General features: G+C 67.3%; 13 protein-coding genes. 8 read left to right on the top strand and 5 right to left on the bottom strand.

Features of this window, described 5'->3' with window-relative positions; all coding sequences use genetic code 11:
• Nucleotides 1–18 precede the first annotated feature (18 nt).
• On the bottom strand, nt 19–660 hold the full coding sequence (gene hisG / locus POL67_RS45625; RefSeq protein WP_271927730.1) for an ATP phosphoribosyltransferase: 642 nt from the start codon (nt 658–660) through the stop codon (nt 19–21).
• Nucleotides 657–1,928, bottom strand: coding sequence for a UDP-N-acetylglucosamine 1-carboxyvinyltransferase (gene murA / locus POL67_RS45620; RefSeq protein WP_271927728.1), 1,272 nt, complete (start codon nt 1,926–1,928; stop codon nt 657–659). Before murA ends, hisG begins: the two co-directional genes overlap by 4 nt.
• Before the next feature lie 135 nt (nt 1,929–2,063).
• Between murA and POL67_RS45615 the strand changes: the two genes are divergently transcribed.
• Nucleotides 2,064–3,434 (top strand): DUF6688 domain-containing protein, encoded by a 1,371-nt coding sequence (locus tag POL67_RS45615; protein ID WP_271927726.1) that lies wholly within the window; start codon nt 2,064–2,066, stop codon nt 3,432–3,434.
• A gap of 6 nt (nt 3,435–3,440) precedes the next feature.
• Here the strand turns inward: POL67_RS45615 and POL67_RS45610 are convergent, their stop codons facing one another.
• Nucleotides 3,441–5,183: an AAA family ATPase gene (locus POL67_RS45610; RefSeq protein WP_271927724.1), complete on the bottom strand. Its 1,743-nt coding sequence runs from the start codon at nt 5,181–5,183 to the stop codon at nt 3,441–3,443.
• A gap of 151 nt (nt 5,184–5,334) precedes the next feature.
• On the opposite strand from POL67_RS45610, the gene POL67_RS45605 reads away from it, so the two are divergent.
• The gene (locus POL67_RS45605; protein ID WP_271927723.1) at nt 5,335–6,543 is read left to right on the top strand and encodes a hypothetical protein; all 1,209 of its coding nucleotides are present in this window, start codon (nt 5,335–5,337) and stop codon (nt 6,541–6,543) included.
• A 114-nt stretch (nt 6,544–6,657) separates the two neighbouring features.
• Nucleotides 6,658–7,071 carry a hypothetical protein gene (locus POL67_RS45600; protein WP_271927722.1) on the top strand — a complete coding sequence of 138 codons (414 nt, stop codon included), beginning with the start codon at nt 6,658–6,660 and terminating at the stop codon, nt 7,069–7,071.
• A gap of 21 nt (nt 7,072–7,092) precedes the next feature.
• Here POL67_RS45600 and POL67_RS45595 read toward each other — a convergent pair whose 3' ends face one another.
• A complete protein-coding gene (locus tag POL67_RS45595; RefSeq protein WP_271927720.1) occupies nt 7,093–8,517 on the bottom strand; it encodes a Kelch repeat-containing protein in 1,425 nt (474 codons plus the stop codon).
• 171 nt (nt 8,518–8,688) lie between these two features.
• Complete coding sequence (locus POL67_RS45590; protein WP_271927718.1) at nt 8,689–10,557, bottom strand: radical SAM protein; 1,869 nt, start codon at nt 10,555–10,557, stop codon at nt 8,689–8,691.
• A 925-nt stretch (nt 10,558–11,482) separates the two neighbouring features.
• Here POL67_RS45590 and POL67_RS45585 point away from each other — a divergent pair.
• The 5 genes from POL67_RS45585 to POL67_RS45565 are packed head-to-tail and all read left to right on the top strand — an operon-like array spanning nt 11,483 to nt 14,256.
• Complete coding sequence (locus POL67_RS45585) at nt 11,483–12,118, top strand: DUF2589 domain-containing protein (RefSeq protein WP_271927717.1); 636 nt, start codon at nt 11,483–11,485, stop codon at nt 12,116–12,118.
• 57 nt (nt 12,119–12,175) lie between these two features.
• Nucleotides 12,176–12,466: a hypothetical protein gene (locus POL67_RS45580; protein WP_271927715.1), complete on the top strand. Its 291-nt coding sequence runs from the start codon at nt 12,176–12,178 to the stop codon at nt 12,464–12,466.
• A gap of 9 nt (nt 12,467–12,475) precedes the next feature.
• On the top strand, nt 12,476–12,976 hold the full coding sequence (locus POL67_RS45575) for a DUF2589 domain-containing protein (RefSeq protein WP_271927713.1): 501 nt from the start codon (nt 12,476–12,478) through the stop codon (nt 12,974–12,976).
• Nucleotides 12,977–13,020: 44 nt separating this feature from the next.
• Nucleotides 13,021–13,269, top strand: coding sequence for a hypothetical protein (locus POL67_RS45570; RefSeq protein WP_271927712.1), 249 nt, complete (start codon nt 13,021–13,023; stop codon nt 13,267–13,269).
• Nucleotides 13,270–13,272: 3 nt separating this feature from the next.
• Nucleotides 13,273–14,256, top strand: a complete 984-nt coding sequence (locus tag POL67_RS45565; RefSeq protein ID WP_271927711.1) for a hypothetical protein — start codon at nt 13,273–13,275, stop codon at nt 14,254–14,256.
• The last annotated feature ends 52 nt before the right edge of the window (nt 14,257–14,308 follow it).

The raw sequence follows: 14,308 nt of genomic DNA, 5'->3' as shown, positions 1-14,308 counted from the left end.
AGCGAGGTCAACGCCGGATCAGGGAGAGGCAGCCTCCGCCACGGCCTTGCCGAGGGCCTCACAAAGCGGCCGGATCTCCGCCGCGCGGAGCTTGTACGCGGCGCGGTTCGCGATGAGCATCGTGCTCACCTCGGCGACCGTCTCGATCACTTCGAGGTCATTCTCTTCGAGGGTTTTCCCCGTCTCGACCACGTCGACGATCAGGTCCGACAAACCCACGAGCGGCGCGAGCTCCACCGAGCCGGAGACGGGGATCACCTCGGCCTGAATCCCCTTTTTGGCGAAAAAATCCGCAGCGATACGCGGGTATTTCGTGGCCACGCGCGGCACGTCCGGCGCCGGTTTGCCCCGCGGCCCCGCCACCGCGAGGCGGCATCGGCCGATTCCGAGGTCGAGCGGCGTGTAGAGGTCCGCCTTTTTTTCGAGCAACGTATCCCGCCCGGCGATGCCGAGGTCCACCGCGCCGTACTCCACGTACGTCGGCACGTCGTCGGGCTTGAGGAACACGTAGCGCAGGCGGCCGGCGGCGTCGTCACGCACGAGCCGCCGGTCGTCGGCGAGCAGCGGGCCCACGTCGAGGCCCGCCCGGGAAAACAGGGGCGCGAGCGCCTTGAGAATGCGGCCTTTCGGGACGGCGATCGAGAGCGGACCCTCGTTCACCCCGGCTGCCCCTTGATCCGCACCGTATCCGCGCCAAGCGTCGCGAGCTTGCGCTCCATGTATTCGTAGCCGCGATCGAGGTGGTAGACGCGCAAGACCTCGGTCTCGCCCTCCGTCGCGAGCAGCCCCGCGATGACGAGCGACGCGCTCGCGCGAAGATCCGTGGCCATGACCTTCGCGCCCGAGAGCGGGCGACCGCCGTGCACGTGCGCCGTGTGCCCGTCCGTGTCGATCTCCGCGCCCATGCGGCGCAGCTCCGGCACGTGCATGAACCGGTTCTCGAAGATCGTCTCGACGATCCGCGACGTCCCGCGCGCCAGGCACATCAGCACCATGAACTGCGCTTGCATGTCCGTCGGGAAGCCGGGATGCGGCGCGGTCACCACGTCCACCGCGCGCAGCGGCCGGTCGGGGTCGCGGCGGATGCGCACGCAGTCGCCCTCGCGCCCGACCTCCACGCCCGTCGCGCGGAGCTTCGCCACCACGGCTTCGAGGTCCTCGAGCGGCGCGTTCTCGAGCAGCACGTCGCCGCCCGCTGCCGCCGCCGCGACCATGTACGTCCCGGTCTCGATGCGGTCCGAGATGATCGCATGGTCGAACGGGTCGAGCTCGTCACGCCCCTCGATGTGGATGACGTCCGTGCCCGCGCCGTCGACGCGCGCGCCCATCTTGTTCAGCACGCGGCCGAGCTCCTCGACCTCCGGCTCGCGGGCGCAGTTGACCAGCGTGCTGCGGCCCTTCGCGAGCGCCGCGGCCATCATGATGTTCTCGGTGCCCGTCACGGTCGGCATGTCGAAGACGACCTCGGCGCCCTTCAGCCGCTTGCACTCGGCGTTGATGTAGCCGTTCGCGAGGCGGATCGTCGCGCCGAGCGCTTCGAGGCCCTTCAAGTGCTGGTCGACCGGGCGCGAGCCGATCTGGCATCCGCCGGGGAGGCTCACCTTGGCGCGGCCGTAGCGCGCGACGAGGGGCCCGAGCACGAGCACGCTGGCGCGCATCTGCTTGACGAGCTCGTAGGGGGCCTCGGGGTTCGCCTCGGGGCCGCCGGCGACGCGCACGAGGGGCGGGTCGACCATCACGTTGCGCCCGAGCACCCGGAGCAGCTCCCCCGTGGTCTCGATGTCCTTCAGCGCCGGCACGTTGCGCAGGATGCTCTCGCCGTCCGAGAGGAGCGTCGCGCACAGGATCGGCAGCGCCGCGTTCTTCGCGCCGCTCACGCGGATCTTGCCCTGAAGCTGCTTTCCACCGCGAATCCGGATGACGTCCATGGCTCCGACTCTTCGCATGATTCGCGCGGGAAGGCGAACGTTTGGCGCGCTGCGCACCGTACCGCGTATGTAGGCGTGGGTAGGATCCGCGTGTCAGCTCGCAGGGCACGAGGTACGATGGGCCGCGGAGAGCGCATGGATTCCGAGGAACACGAACGCGACAAGGGGCCTGAGGCACCCGCCGACGAACATGCGATCCTGCCGCGTTCCGAGCCGCTCCTCACGTGGCCGCCTGGGTCTTTGCCTGAGGCTCCGCCCGAGGCTCCGCCCGAGGCTCCGCTCGTGGTGCCCGAACCGACGCCCTCCACGCACAGCCGCCTCGCGGACGCCGCGCTCGTGACGTTGCTCGTCATCGGGTACGTCTCACCGACCGTCGCGGCTCTCGTCGCGCTCGCCACGGGAGCCCGCGGCCTCGCGTTCATCTGCTTCGGGATCGCGGCCGTCGGCATCGGGATCTGGGCCGTCATCAAGCTCTACCGTCGCACCCGAACGCAGGGGCGCGGCGCGGCTCTGGCGTGGGCGGACGTCCTCGTCCTCGGCATCCTCCCCGCGTGGGGGCTTTTCTACAACCACATCGTCAACGCGACGTGCCAGGTGATGGAGTGCGAGGCGAGCGGCGAGGTCTTCCGCCCGCTCGCCGAGCCCGAGGTCTTCGGCCTGCTCGCGTTTCACCTCGTGACGGCGCTCGCGTACGTGGTCTCGCGGCGCAGGCGCGCGGCGTTGCACCCGGCGATGGCCGAGCTCCTCGTGCACGCGGGCATGCTCGCGGGAATGGCCATCCACGTGCTGCTCGCGGTGCATTTCGGCAAATGGGTGCTCATTGGCGTGGTGTTCCCGCCGGCCTTCTTGCCCTGTTTGTCCCCGGTCCTGACCGTGATCCTCTACGGCGCGGAGCTCCGCCACCGCCTGCGCTCGCGGGGCGCGGAGGCGCGGGCCATCGGAAAACCGCTTACCGTGTATCGTGAAGGCCCGGAGCAATCCTTCCTGCCCGACAAGATCCATCTCCCGACCCTGCTCCGCGCCCTCGCCTTGTCGCCGGTGCTGCTCGGCGCGCACGCGGTCCTCCAGGCGGTTTGGCTGGGCCACGCGGCGGGCGCGCTCCAGGTCTTCACGCGGACGTGCGACTACACGCTCTCGCGGCTCCCGGTGGAGGTGCTCCCCGGCGATTGCCATTACCTCTGCACCGTGGCCGCGCGCGGTCATTCCTGGCTCGTGCGCCCGCTCCGCATGGGCCGGCGCGGCGGCGTACCGATCGTGGTGAACCGGCAGCTCGCGGTGGCGAACGCGTTCGAGGATCTCCTCCACGAGCGCTGGCCCCGCTTCGGTCGTTTGGCCCGACGAACATACGACCTCCTCGCGCGGCCCGTGTGCAACCACCTGCGCCCGGCGTGGGTGTCGGACGTGGTGTACCTCGTGATGAAGCCGGCGGAGTGGGTGTTCTACGTGGCGCTCGTGCTCTTCGATCCGCGGTCGCCGGAGACGCGGATCGATCGGATGTATCGCTGACGCAGCTCAGCGCTTGCGCGCTTTTTTCCGGGGGGAGGGCTCCTCCGGCGAGAGCGTCGCGGCGCGGACCCATACGCGTTTTCCGTCGAACGCGGCGGCGAACGCGTGCACCGGCTCGGCCCCTGCGGCCCGTAGCTCGGCGGCGTACTCCTTCTCGCGGATCTGCGCGAGGCCTTCGGCGAGCGCTTTCTCCGGGGCGCGGCGCGCGGCCTTGACGACCTTCAATTCGAGCACGACGCCCGGCTTTCCCGGACGAGCCGGGCGCACGAGGACGTCCGCGCGCCCGTGGCCGGATTCGCGGTCCGAGCGGACCTGGTAGTCCGGCTCCAGCGTCGCCAGCAGGCCCACGATGAACGCCTGGTACACGCGCTCCGGCCCGAAGAACCCGACGTCATGGTGCGAAAGGACGTTCGTCACGAACGCCTGGAGCAGCCGCTCCAATCGCTCCGCGTCTCCCCGCAGCAATGCGTCGAGCAGCGCATCGAGAGCCCCGCCCCGACCGCCGAGGCGCGCGGCCATCCATCCCCGGAAGGTGCTCGTGTAAAGCTCGCGCACCTCTCGATTGGGGATCGAGAGCCGGTGCATGGGGCGCTCCATGGGCCCGCGCGAGTGGCGCTCGGCCTTCAGGTATCCGGCGAAGACGAGCAGGCTCCAGAGCGCGTTTTCGCTCGTGCGCAGCTCCCCGAGCGGGACGTGCTCGTCGAGCACCTTTTCCACGGAGTCCCCGGTCAGGAGGGCTTCGAAGAGGGGTTCGAGCTCGACGGCGCGCTCTTGGAGGAGCTCGCGGATGAGATCGTTCGAGCTCGTCGAAAGCCAGTAGGGCTCGGGGTCCTTGTCCTCGGCGGCCAGGAAGTTGAGGACAGACCAGGGATTGTAGATGACCTCGCCTCCGAAGAGATACCCGTTGTACCAGGCGCGCAGCGTCTCCAGACGGTCCGTCCGGCCGGCGGCGGTGAGGAGGCGCTCGACCTCCGGCTCGGTGAAGCCGAAGCAGGTATTGAACTCCGAGCGCAGCAGGGAATAGACGGTGACGTTGTTCAGGCCGGAGAAGATGCTCTCGCGCGCGACGCGCAAAATACCGGTGAGCACCGCGCGGAAGAGGTGCGGATTGCCCTTTAATCCTTCACCGTAGAAGGCGCGGCAGAAATCCAGGATGCGGGGCGCGTACCCGTGCGTGTACCCCGCGTGGATGGGCTCGTCGTACTCGTCGATGAGCAGGAGCACGCGCTCGCCGTGCGCTCGGTGGAGGTAGTGGCAAAGGTCGAGGAGAGCCCGCCCGTACAGCACGTCGTCGGCGGTGCCATCGAGGATGGCGCGGTACTTCTCCTCCTCCCGTGCATCGAGCGCGCCGCTCGTGAGCAGCGCCTTGTGCTCCCGGAAGAGCGCCTCGATCTTCTCGCGGATGGTCTTCCAGCACGCCTCGAAGGTCGCCTGCTTGGCGCCCTTCATCGTCAAGTGAATGACCGGATACCGCTGGAAATGCGCGCGGACTGCGTCGCCGGCCTGCCAAACCCGGAGGTCCCGAAAGAGAGGCGAGAGGTCCTCCGCGCGCTTCTCGAAGAAGCAGCGGACCATCGAGAGGTTCAGGCTCTTGCCGAACCGCCGCGGCCGCGGGAGCAGGACGACCTCGGCGCCGGCCTTTTCGAGCAAGTCCGTCACGAGGTGCGTCTTGTCGACGTAGAGCAGACCGCCCTCCCGGACCTTCTGGAAGTCGTCGATGCCGAGAGGGACGCGCAGCGGGGCGTTCATGACGGGCCGGGCCGGAGCCTACTGCTCGCGGGGGGCCAGGGGCAAGGACAGCCCGCGCCGTCGGGAGGTTTGTCCGTTTGGGACGAAGAACCGCCGAACAACCGCGCCCCTTTTCTCCGAGGTTTCACCTGGGCTAACCTACGCCCGCGTCATGCCTTTCTTCTCTTTGCGACTTGCCACGGGCCTCGCGCTGGCCGCGTCCCTCGTGACGCGCTCGGCCGCTGCGATCGAGCCTGATCCCGTGCCCTCGCTCGATCTGCGCGGGTACCGTCCTTCCACCGATCCTGCCGGGAGCCTCTTCCTCGAACCCGTCTCCACGCCCGCGCACGGCGACTGGAACCTCGCCGTCTACGGCTCGTATGCGTACAAACCGATCACGCTCCGTGATCCCGTGACGAACGAGCACGCGTTCGACGTCCTCAGCCATCAGCTCACCGGCGACCTCGTCGCCAACATCGGCGCCCTCGGCCGCCTCTCCTTCGGCGCGGACCTCCCGTTCGCCCTGTACCAGCGGGGCGACACCCCCGACTTCGACTCCGTCGCCACGCTCGGACCCACGAACATCCCCCAGCAGGCCCTCGGCGACCTCGCGTTCACCGGCAAGCTGGTCATCATCGCGCCCACCGGCGGCGACCTCGGCGGCTTCGCACTCGGCCTTCACGAGCGGTTCACCGTCCCCACCGGCGATCGTGGTTCCTTCCTCGGCGAAGGCGCCGTCACCAGCACCACGCGCTTGCTCGCCGAGTACCGCCTCCTCGTCCTCGGCTTCCACCTCGCCGCGGGCGTCAAGCTCCGCGCCGAGACCGAGAACTTCGCCTGCGCGCACATCCCCGTCTCCGACCTTCCCTACGGCTGCCGCCAGCGCGTCGGACACGAGCTCCCGTTCTCCTTCGGCCTCTCCTTCCGGCCGCAGGCCCTCGGCATCGACGAAGCTGGCCGCTTCACCGTCTTCGTCGAGACGAACGGGCACGTGCCGATCTACCCCATGAACCCTGCGCAGAACCGCACCCTCACCGCGTTCGAGGCGGGGCTCGGGGCGCGCGCGCAGCTCGGGGATTTTTCCCTCCTCGCCGGCGTGTCGCGGGGGTTTTTCGGCGGGCTCGGCACCGGACCCTTGCGTGCCATGTTGGGCATCGGTTGGGCCCCGCGTGTGCGGGATGTCGACCAGGACGGTGTGCCGGACGAGGCCGATCAGTGCCGCGAGCTCCCCGAGGACAAGGACGGGTTCGAGGACCACGACGGCTGCCCCGACGGCGACAACGACGACGACGGCGTGCCCGACAACGAAGACAAGTGCCCCAAGGTCAAGGAAGACGAGGACGGCAAGGACGACGACGACGGCTGCCCCGAGCCGGACTGAGTGTAAGTGTCCCTTGGACGGACAAATCCTCGTCGTGAGGAATCCGTTGCGATCGATGTCGTGAGGTGGTTGACGAGCGGGGAGTTCGCGTAGGATGGTGGGTGGTCTGCCTCGATGGCGCAACACTGGTTCCACTTCACGACGACTCCGCCGGATCGGGTGACGATCGAGATCGGCGGTGCGCTCGGGGATCTGATCGCGGAGGAGCTCACCGCGCAGACCGTGGACGCGCTCGCCAACCAGGCGGGCACGAAGCTCGTGCTCATGGACATCCGCGGGCTCACCGATTTTACGGTGATGGCGCGCGTGGGCCTCGGGACCTGCCAGAAGCTGCTCCGGCGGCGGCAGATCCGGACGGCGTGGCTCGTCACGACGCCGCGGCAGCACGGGCTCGCGACGCTCGTCGCGCACAACGCCGCCGATGACGGGGCCGCCGTGTTTCAGACGGTCGCGCAGGCCGAGGCGTGGTTCTTGTCGAGCGGGGGCCGGCTCGAAGGCATGATGGCGCGCGCCAAAAAGCGCCCGTGAGCGAGGCGCTCGCGCGCGCCACTAGCGCTTGCGACGGCGCGCGGCGGCGAGCAGCGGCAGGCAGAGCCAGAGGCCCGCGCTCGGCACCGCCTCGGGCCTGCGGAAGCTACACCCCTTGCCGACTTCGGTGCCTCCGCCCGAGGAAGCTCCCGCGCCTGTACTGGTCGCGGCCATTCCTCCAGCGCCGCCGCCAGCTCCTCCAGCTCCGCCGCCGCCGCCAGCTCCTCCAGCTCCGCCGCCGCCAGCTCCTCCAGCGCCCATTCCTCCAGCTCCACCCGCACCGGCTTCGCCCGATGCGTCGAAGACCTCGGCGCTGTTCAGGCGATTCCCCGGATGTTCGTACCCTCCGAGGACGAGCACCCTGCCATCGGCGAGGCGCGTGGAGGCGTGCAGGTAGCGCTTTTCGGCCATCGGCGGGCCGGCGGACCATGTGTCGGTTGCCGAATCGTAGATCTCCGTGGACGCCATCGACACATCTTCGATCGCGCCGCCCGCGACCATGAATGCGCCCCCGTCGAGCGCAACACCGGTATGGCCGTAGCGGCCCGTGAGGAGCGGGGCGGCGAGCGACCACTGGTTCGTGGCCGGATCGTACACTTCGGCGCTCGAGCCGTTCGTGAACAGCACCTTCCCCGTTGAGAGCAACGCGGACGTGGCGTCGGTGCAATCGGTGATGGGCGCGCCGATCCAGCTCCAGGAGTTGCTTGCGGGATCGTAAAGCTCCGCCGCATCAACGCCGCGGACGAACACCTTGCCATCCGGCAGCTCGGTCGCCGAGCCGCAGGAATACTCGGCGCTGGTCCCACCGGCGCTCGACCATGTATTCGTCTGTGGATCGTAGAGCTCGGCCGCGGTCTGACCGCTGCCCCCCACGATGAGCACCTGGCCGTTCGAGAGGAGCGCCGCGGAATGTGCCTTGTGCACGGCGTCCGGATGGGTCGCGTAAACCCAAGTATCCGTCGCCGGATCGTAGATCTCGGCGCTCGGCTCCGGGGGGTAAAACCCTTCCTCATCGGACGAATTGAACGAGAACCCCCCCACGACGAGGACCCGGCCGTCCGGGAGGCGCGTGGCCGTATGCCAGTTGCGTGGTCTGATCATCGACGCGGCCGCCGAGAAGGTATTCGTCTGCGGATCGTAGAGCTCGGCCGAGGCCAGCACCGTCTCGACTCCGTCCTCGAAGCCCGAGCCGCCCGTGACGAGCACCCGGCCATCCGTGAGCAGCGTCGCCCTCGGCACCCCGCGGTCTGTGGCCATCCACGCGGCCTGCGTCCAGGCGAAATCCATGCGCGTCGTTGTCCCCGGGGCCTGGGCGTGCAATGCGCCCCCGCGCGCGACGTCCACCCCCGGGAGCGGCGCACCTTGGTCCGTGCAACCGCCGATCGCCCAGGACCACACACCCAAAAACAGACACGAGCCCAACATGTAACGGTTCGCCCCACGCATGGCGCCACCTCCTCATGGTGGCGCATATCCTGGATGTGTGGTGACCCCAACACAGAGCACGGACCCGACCCGCGCCCACGTCCATCCTTCGGCGGGCGGCGTGCAATCGCGCGCGCGCATGCACGCCTCACGTCGTCGTGTGTGCGTCGCTCAGGACACGAGACCTGGGGACTAGGACGGCACGATCGGCAAGCGGACGGCCTTCTTCCGCTCCTGCTTGGCGAGTTCGTGTTCCTTCACGGTGAGGGAGTTCTCGAAGTCGGGCAGGGCGAGGTCCTTGTTCTTCGCGTAGATCGGGTGCCTGCCGTATTTGCGGTACCACTCGGCGACCGTGGCGTTCGCCTTGATCTTTTCGAGCACGTTGCGCCAGCCCACGCCCGTGTTGTACGCGCAGAAGCTGATCTCGCCCATCTGCGTGCCGTAGGGGATGATGCACATCTCCGTCCGGCGGAAATCGTAATTGAAGAGATCCTGGAACCACATGCCGGCCACGAAGAGCACGCGCCACTCGTACTCCTTCGCGTCGCTCTCGCCCGCGTGCGCGGCGCCGGTCTGGCTCATGAATTGTTTCACGAGCGTCTTCACGTCGAACCCGGGCGGCGCCTTCTCCGGCTTGTAATGGCGGAGGATGCTCGTGAGCACCTGCGCCTTCGTCCATTTCGAGCCCCGGCCCGCCTCGAAGATCGTCCGGAAATCCCGCAGGATCCCTTCCATGTCGAGGAACTCGAGCAAGGGGACCATCTGCTTCGTCTTCTTGTTGACGAAGAGCACGGTGCCAATGCCGCAGTTCGGGTGACACCCGCAATTGAGCTGACCGAAATCCTTGTCCGGCCCGTCGAGCAGATCAACGACGTCGCCGAACGGCGAGAGCGCCGAGAGCGGGAACCAATCGCGCAAGGGCTCGGTCACGCCGGTCTGCGCCTTCACGTCGCGCGCGAGGTGGCTCAGCGTGTACCTTTGCTGTTCGCGTAGCTCGTCGGAAATGTCCTCGTCCCGCCCGGTGAAGCTCACGGGCTGGAAGCTCACGACCGTGACCTTGTCGGCGTTCTCGATGGCGAACTCGATGATCGGCCCGATCATGTCGTTGTTCACGCCATTGACGACCGTCACGACCAGGATGACGTCGATGCCCGCCGCCGCGAGCTCCTCGATCGCCCGGAGCTTGACGTCGTAGAGGTTCGCGATCTTGCGATGGCTGTTCGCCTCGTTCGTGACCCCGTCGAACTGCAGGTAGGCCATGCGCAGGCCCGCCTCCTTGCATTGCTGGGCGAAGCCGGGCTCCTGCGCGAAGCGCAGCCCGTTCGTCGCGCATTGCACGGCGAAATACCCCTTCTTGCGGGCGTAGCGGATCGCGTCGAGGAAATGGGGCGAGAGCGTGGGCTCGCCGCCGGAGAACTGGATCGACATCTGCCGACGCGGCCGTACCTCGGCCGCGTCGTCGAGGATCTGCGTGACCTCCTCCCAGGAGAGCTCGTGCACGTAGCCGACCTGATTCGCGTCCATGAAGCACGGGTCGCACATCATGTTGCAGCGATTCGTGAGGTCGACCGTGAGCACCGCGCCGCGGCCGTACTGGATCGAGCTCGAACCGTGCTGGTGGATACGGTCGGGCGTCATCGCCACGTCGCGGCCCTGGAAGAGGCTCTCGATCCGCTCGAGGAATTTCGGGTCGATCGAGAGGACGTCGCTCACGCGCCCGTGCTTCGGGCACTCCTTCTCCATCCGGATCTGGCCGTCGCGCTCGACGATGTGCGCCTTGATCTCCCCGGGCTTGTCCGTGACGAGCTTCGTCCAGTCTGCGTCGCCGCGCAGGATTTCCGCGCGCGCTTCCTTGACGCAGGTGGGGCACAGGCTGTCCGTCATCCGTGGCCAGCCGAGCGGCGGCTTCGTCCGCTCCTTGCCGCGCGGGATGGGGCGATCACTCCATCGAGGTTTGAACGGCAAAGGCTCGGGGCCGAGCGTGTTCAGCCTTTGCATCACCGGCCAGACTCGGTTTGCGGAGGCCGTGACGAATTTCTCCAGATGGCGCACGGACAACATCGATGCTGCTTTCCTCCTCGGGCCCGCCCGGGACGGGTGACGTAACGTAGTTGCCAGCCGCCAGCCCGACCAGCAATTTCGTTCCGTTCTGACGATACGGAATAGTGCTGCGCCGCGGCGAGGTGGGCCGGCGCGCGCGGAGGCACGACCAAGATGGGTCTTGACAGGGGGGAGGGACCTGGGGGCGCGGGCGGAAGGCCCCGCGGCGGCCGGCGTCGGTCTCATGGAACGGTTGGGCGCGACGCGCGGGGCGTGCGGGAGCGGAGGCCCTCGCGGAGGCGGGCGAGGGTGCGTCGCCGCTCGCAGGATGGCGATCGATCGTGGCCGAACCTGCGCTGTCGCGTGACCAGGGACGGGCGCGATCCGCGTTTGGCAACGGGCAGGTGGATCGGAGGTGATCCAGGGAGGGGCGCCGCGGGGGTGCGTCCGAGCGCGATTGCGGATCGAATCCGCGGCGAAACGTGGCGTCGCGCGACGCGCCGATATCGTTGGTCGAGCCGTACGTGTCGATCACCCCCGTTTGACTCGAACGACAATGGCGCGAATCTCGCGGGAAAATACGCTGAATCTCGTTGTCAAACGACCGGGCTCGGCGGGCCTGAAACGTATGAATTCGTAACGATCCTGTCGTGGGACGAAAATTTGTTGCTCCCGAGGATCGACCGGCCGTATCTGTAGAGCACCGGCGAGCGGCCGATAGCTGCAGCCGGGGCTCGCGACTTCTTTGGCTCGGGGGTCTGCGTCTCGCTGCTTTGCCGTGATTCGCGGGCGTGATCCCACGCGACGGCGACGTGTGTCGTGCGTGGGCGCCATGAATCGTTCTTTTCGGCCAAGCGGCGTATCTCGACCTGCTTGCCTTGTTCTTGCGGTGCTCCGGTGGTGCCTCCGTTTTCGGCGCCCGGCGGCATAAAAAAGGAGTCTTCCCATGGGCGATACAGGATCCGGCGAAGCCACCGGCGGCGATCAGCAAGCCGCGACGCAGCTCCTCAGTCAGATCCCCTTCGGGGCGATCATCGGCGGTCCGCTCGTCGCGGGCGTCGAAGCGCAGACCTTGGCGGCGAACGCCACGCTGAAGTACGTGCTGGGTGTCCTCTTTGGCCTCGACAAAGACGGCAACCCCCAGATGTCGACGGACAATGCAAAGCCGACGGCCGTGATGTCCGTCACGTTCACATTCTCGCGAGGCGGCGAGACGGCGCAGCTCACGGTGCCGCTCTTGACCCTGGTACCGATCCCGTACCTGCTCGTCGAGACGATGGACATCAACTTCAAGGCGGCCATCAATGCCACGTCGAGCTTCGACACGAAGCAAAGCTCGGAGAGCCAGGCGGGCGGCGAGACCAGCGGATCCGTCGGCTTCCTCTTCGACAAGGTCAATTTCAAGGGGAGCTATTCGAGCAAGTCGGACTCGAGCTCGACGAGGGACTCGAAGTACTCCGTCGAGTACACGGTCAACGTCAACGTGCACGCCACGGGGCACGACATGCCTGCGGGCACCTCGAAGGTGCTCAACATGCTGAACGACGCCATCAAGGCGGTGCCCGGCAAGACGACGACGTGAGCTGAACGAGGGCGATGGTCGCGATCTCCACCTGCTTGCGGTTCGGGGTGAGCGTCGATGCAGGAGCGAGTCGAGCGGATGGTCACTGCAGTGCTGCATGAAATCGAGCGAGGGCTCGCGCTCGTTCGCGTGCCTGCGCGCGAGCTCTCCGGAGCGCAGCAGGTGGAGCGTTTTCGTTCGAACCTGCGCCCGACCCACGTCGTGTGCACGTTCGAATGGCCGATCGCGGAGAAGGAACGAGCGGAGCTGGGGCCGCTCCTCTTGGTGAAGATGTCGATCGAGATCGACGCGTCGGGCGTGCCGCGGCTCCAGGGAGTCACGGCCGAAGCGCCCCACGCGATCGTGTAGGAGTCCGTCATGCCGGAGAACACCGTTTCTCAGATCCCGTTGAGTCAGCTCGTGGGGAGCCTCGTCCGCGACGTCGTCGATGCGGATGGAATGGCCGCCAGGGCCACGTCGGACTTCATTCAGAACGTGGGCTTCGACGAGAAGGGCGAGCTGCGCACGGTGCAGTTCAGCTACCAGCAGGTCGTGCCGGGCGTGGGCGTCAAGCGATACACCGTCTCCGTACCGCTCTTGACGCTCGTCCCGATCCCCATTCTCGGCATCGACAAGGCGGAGATCTCGTTCACGACGAAGATCGTGGAGATGAGCCAGGGCGATTCGCAAGCGCCGAAGCTGCTCGCGAAGATCGCGGCGGACGCGCAGTCGAAGAACGACGCCACGTCCGAGACGACCAACATCAAGTTCACGCTGACGATGTCGCGCAGCGACGTGCCCGCGGGGATCACGGGCATCTTCGGGCTGCTCAGCAACAACATCCAGGTCACCGGGGCGCCCGTCGGCGGCCAAGAATAACGCAATCGCACGAACCAGGACCATCGAGCAAGGAGAGGATCGTCATGCTGCAAGGGTTGAAGGCTCAGTCCGACAATCATGGCTTCCCGTGCCCGTGCTGCAATTTCAAGATCAAGGCCACGATCGAGCAGATCCTGACCGGCCACTCCATTTTTTGCGCGGGCTGCGGCCTCCAGCTCGACATCGATCGGCAAGGCTCGGCGCATGCCATCGAGGCGCTGCAGACGCTGAACGAGGCCGTCTCGCAGGCCGAGGCCCAGGTGGCGAAGGCGAAGAAGCCCGGAGCGAGGTGAGCGATGCCCACGCTCGTGGACCTCATCAAGGGTGAGAGCAGTCGGAGCGACAAGGACAAGATCTTTGGCCCGAGCTTTCAGACGCCGGCCGACTGGTCCAAGTACCTGAAGGATCGGTTTGGACAAGGAAGTGAACCCGTGAGCGCGCTCCTCCGGTCGGCGGTGGGTCTCGACGGGTTCCAGGCCCTGTACATCGTGTGCTGGATCCATCAGCCCGTCGAGAAGGGCTCATTCATGATCGAGCTCGAGAGTCCGGGGCAGGTGAGACAAGGGTACGACGCGCTGCCGGATCGGTGGTCGAGCCATCTCGGCGAGCGCGGCAAGAGCGCGGGCGCCGGCTGGCAATTCCTCAAGGGATACAGTGAGCTCCTCGTCCAGCTCGAAAGTGTCGGATCGGCCTCGTCGGCTCTGTTCCTGAAGTCCGAAGGACATGCCGCCATCTCGGTGAAGCACATGCTGAGTTACTTCACCAAGAAGATCACCGGAGCGGGCAATACCGTCAACAAAGCCTTGCAGGCGCAAGGGAAGGACCCCGCAAGCGTGGTCGAGCCGCGCGCGGCCGAGAATTACAGCAAGTCGTACGAGAAGGTCCTCAAGGCGGTGGGCTTGAAGCCGAAGGATACGATGAACACGGTCCCGAACGTCGCGTCCGCGATGTGGAAGTACCTCGCCGCGCGCGAGAGCACGACCCTCACCGCGTATTCGAACAGCGGCGGGCCGCGGGACGCTTCCCGTGTGGCTGCGCTCCGGGGCGTGAAGCTTTCGGAATGCCTGGACAAGCTCCGCGGCGCGGCGACGAACGACCTCGGGCCGAAGGACAAGCTGCGCGTGGCCGTGCTCGCGGCCAAGGGCGATCTCGACACGATCATCGCGAACCTGAAGACCGATCCCGCGGGGACCCAGCGCATCTTCGCCGAGGTCAAGGTGACGCCGAGAGACCTCGACGAAAGCCTTCGCGACTTCCTGGCCCAGCTCGATCGAGCCTAGAACCCCCCGAGGATGAGGCGTGACAACCCGGCCTCCCTCGCCGATAGTTGCG

This window comes from Polyangium mundeleinium, assembly GCF_028369105.1.
GTDB classification, from domain to species: Bacteria; Myxococcota_A; Polyangia; order Polyangiales; family Polyangiaceae; genus Polyangium; species Polyangium mundeleinium.
This window is presented reverse-complemented; position numbering and strand designations above follow the sequence as displayed.